The 3,044-nt window shown below is 76.5% G+C and carries 2 protein-coding genes; both read right to left on the bottom strand.

Annotation, left to right across the window (positions count from 1 at the left end; translation table 11 throughout):
* Positions 1-876: serine/threonine-protein kinase (locus tag G5C65_RS34570; RefSeq protein ID WP_165303016.1), on the bottom strand; the 876-nt coding region annotated here is incomplete at its 3' end.
* Between the two features lie 37 nt (positions 877-913).
* Positions 914-3,044 (bottom strand): serine/threonine-protein kinase (locus tag G5C65_RS34565; RefSeq protein ID WP_478501622.1); only part of this gene is annotated, 2,131 nt, incomplete at its 5' end.

Below are 3,044 nucleotides of genomic sequence, written 5' to 3'. Positions count from 1 at the left end.
AGGCGGCTCCGCTGCGGGCGGGGCGGCATCCGGCATCCGGCCCGTGTCCAGATACGCCCGCAGCAGCGCCTCCGCCTCGTCCGGGCCCGTCCGGGACTCCGCGTCGCGGTCCAGCAGGCCCCGGACGACCGGGAGGAGCTCGGCAGCGCTCCCCGGGAGGCGGATCTCCTCCAGCGCCACGGCGTGCACGACGCCCGTCAGCGTCTCCCGGTGGAACGGCGTCTCCCCCTCGACCGCCGCGCACAGCAGCACGCCGAGCGACCACAGGTCCGCGGCCGGTCCCGCCCGCTGTCCCGACAGCCGCTCCGGCGCCATGTACTCCGGCGAACCGACCACACCGCCCGTCTCGCTGATGGTCGTCAGACCGGTGACGCGCGCGATACCGAAGTCCGTCAGCACCACGCGGCCGGTCTCCGCCTCCAGCAGCACATTGGCCGGCTTGACGTCCCGGTGCTGCACTCCGCGCCCGTGCGCCGCCCGCAGCGCGGCGAGCAGCGCCAGGCCCACCCGGGCCGCCTCCCGCGGCTCCAGCGGGCCCTCGGCGCCGATCCGGTCGGCCAGCGACTGCCCGTCGACCAGCTCCATGACGATCCACGGGCGGCCGTCCTGCTCGACGACGTCGTGCACCACCAGCACATTGGGGTGCCCGAGCTGCGCCACGGTGCGGGCCTCCCGCAGGGTGTGCTCGCGCAGCTTGCGCGCCTCCTGCTCGGACGGCCCCTCGTCCAGGCGCAGTTCCTTGACCGCCACCTGTCTGCCCAGCAGCTCGTCCCAGGCACGCCAGACCGTGCCCATACCGCCCCGTCCGAGCCGCTCCCCGATCCGGTACCGCCCCGCGAGCCCCGTACTCTCCGTGCTCTCCGTGCTGTCCCCCATGAGCCCATGATGCCGCAGCGACACGGGTCAGCGTGAGCTACGTCACCCGGTAGGTGTCCGCAACCGACTCGAAGTGCCGGTCTATCGCCCGCTTCTCGCCGGGCGTGCCGCGCACCAGCAGCACGTGGTAGCGGCCGTCCAGCAGGACCGCGCGGTTGCGCGCGTACTGTTCGCGTCCGCTGCCGTCCTTCCAGGTGAACGCGCCCTCGGCCATCGGGGTGTCCCCCACCTCGATCCGCCGCAGACCCGACACGCTCGTCCAGTCGGAGGCCCGGTAGGCGGCGAGCTCGGGCTCCTTGTCCTGGTACGCCTTCGGATCCCTGCCGTACTTCGCCGCGGAGTCCCGCCCCTTGACGATGACCATCGTGACGTCGCCGCCGTTGTAGAGCACTTGGCCGCGGCTGTTCGTGGAGCGGCGGTCCCAGGCGCGGGGAACGGCGATCTGGAAGCCTGCCGGGTCGCGGCTCAGCTTGTAGCCCTTGGGGACCCGGGCGGGGTCCGCGCCGTCGCTGCGCCCGCTGGCGTTCCGCTCACCCTGCTTGCCGTCGCCCTCGCCCTTGCCGTCGCCCTTGTCGTCGCCCTTGTCGCCGTCGGCACCGTCCGCCGGAGGGTTTCCGGGGCCGTCGTCCGGTACGACCACCGAGCCCTTCCGGGTGCCGTCGCCCGCGTCCTGTTTGGGCATGAACCACACGGCGTACGCCACCGCCGCCGCCAGCCCGAGCAGCACGAGTCCGACGATCAGCCGGCCGAGCCGGCGTGCGCTGCGCGGCTGCTTCTCGCGGCTGTGCCGGTGCCGCTTGCCGTGCCCATGCCCGTGCCCATGCCCGGACTCGGTGGGGCGCTTCTCGGCCCGGCTCCCCCGAGTCTTCGGCTTCGCCCGAGCAGAGCGGTGCCTCCACCGCACCAGCTCGCCCCGGCGCCGTACGATCGGCAGCCGCCGGGGGTCGGTCGGGGCGCCCGGCTCCAGCGACGGAGGCGCCGTCACCGTCCGCCGCCCCACCTCGGGCTCGGGCGCCGAGCGGATCAGCGAACGCAGCCAGCCCCGCAGCTCCTCGAAGTCCGGGCGCTCGGTGGGGTCCTGACGCATCAGCGACTCGACGACAGGGCGCAGCGGACCGCAGTCCTCCGCGAACGCGGGCGGCTCCGCGCACACCATCTGCACCAGCTCGGCCGCGCTGTCCTCCGGGTACGGCGCGTGCCCCTGCACCGAGCGGAACAGCAGCGCGCCCAGCGCCCACAGGTCGGCCGCCGGGCCGACGGGCGGGGCCAGCCGCCAGTTCTCGTAGACCGGCCCGGCCTGCTCGGGGGCCCAGCGCTCGGTGACGGGGCCGACCACGGTCATCCGGGCGTTCCTGGCCCGCTCGGCGGCCAGCGCGGTGGCCGGTCCGCGGTAGCGCCCCGCGTCGTCCGGCACGGCGCCCCACGGCCGCTCGCCGTCCTCCCCCTCCGGCTCCGGCACCGGCTCCGGGTGAGGCCGAGAGCTCGGGGGGAAGTGGCCGTTCCGCTCGCCGGGCTCTCCCGGGCCCTGCCAGATGGCCCGCACGCTGCGGCTGTCGCCCTGCCGGGCGCCGGGCAGCGCCGTGGGGCCCGCACCGCCGGTGCCGCTCGGGCCGTACGGATCCGGTCCGTACGGGCCTGGGGACGCCGGTCCGTACGGGCCGGGTGCCGGATCGCCGTACGGCTCGCCGCCGGGCCCGTGACCGGCCTCGCGGGGCGCGGGGCCCTCCAGCGCGTCCGGCAGCACCTCGTCCTCGTCCGAGCGCAGCCAGCGCACGTCGTCGTCCAGCGCGGCGCCCGACGCGTGGTCGCCGGAACCGGACGGGGGCGAGGCCCACCAGTCGGCACCGGAACCGGAACCGTCAGCGGGTCCGCGGGCGCCGTGCTCCGCACCGCCGTTGCGCGCCCCGTCCCGGGTCTCCGCTGCGGCGCGCTGGGCGCCCGCGCGGTAGGCCGCGATGGCACCCCGCCGGGCCGCCCGCTCGGACGCGCCCTGGACACCGGGGGTGCCCGCCGTCTCATAGCCGTGCGCCACCGGCGCGCGCGGGGCGCCGCCCTGGCGCGGCACCGCGCGCAGCCCGTCCCCGCCGCCCCCTCCCGCGCTCTCCGGACCGGGGCCGGGGCCCTCGGATCCGGGCGTCTCCGGCCCCGGCCCAGGCCCCTGCTCAGGG

The sequence above is a fragment of the Streptomyces boncukensis genome (assembly GCF_011045075.1).
GTDB classification, from domain to species: Bacteria; Actinomycetota; Actinomycetes; order Streptomycetales; family Streptomycetaceae; genus Streptomyces; species Streptomyces boncukensis.
Note: the sequence above shows the minus strand (reverse complement) of the source record. Positions and strands in the feature narration are given on the sequence as shown.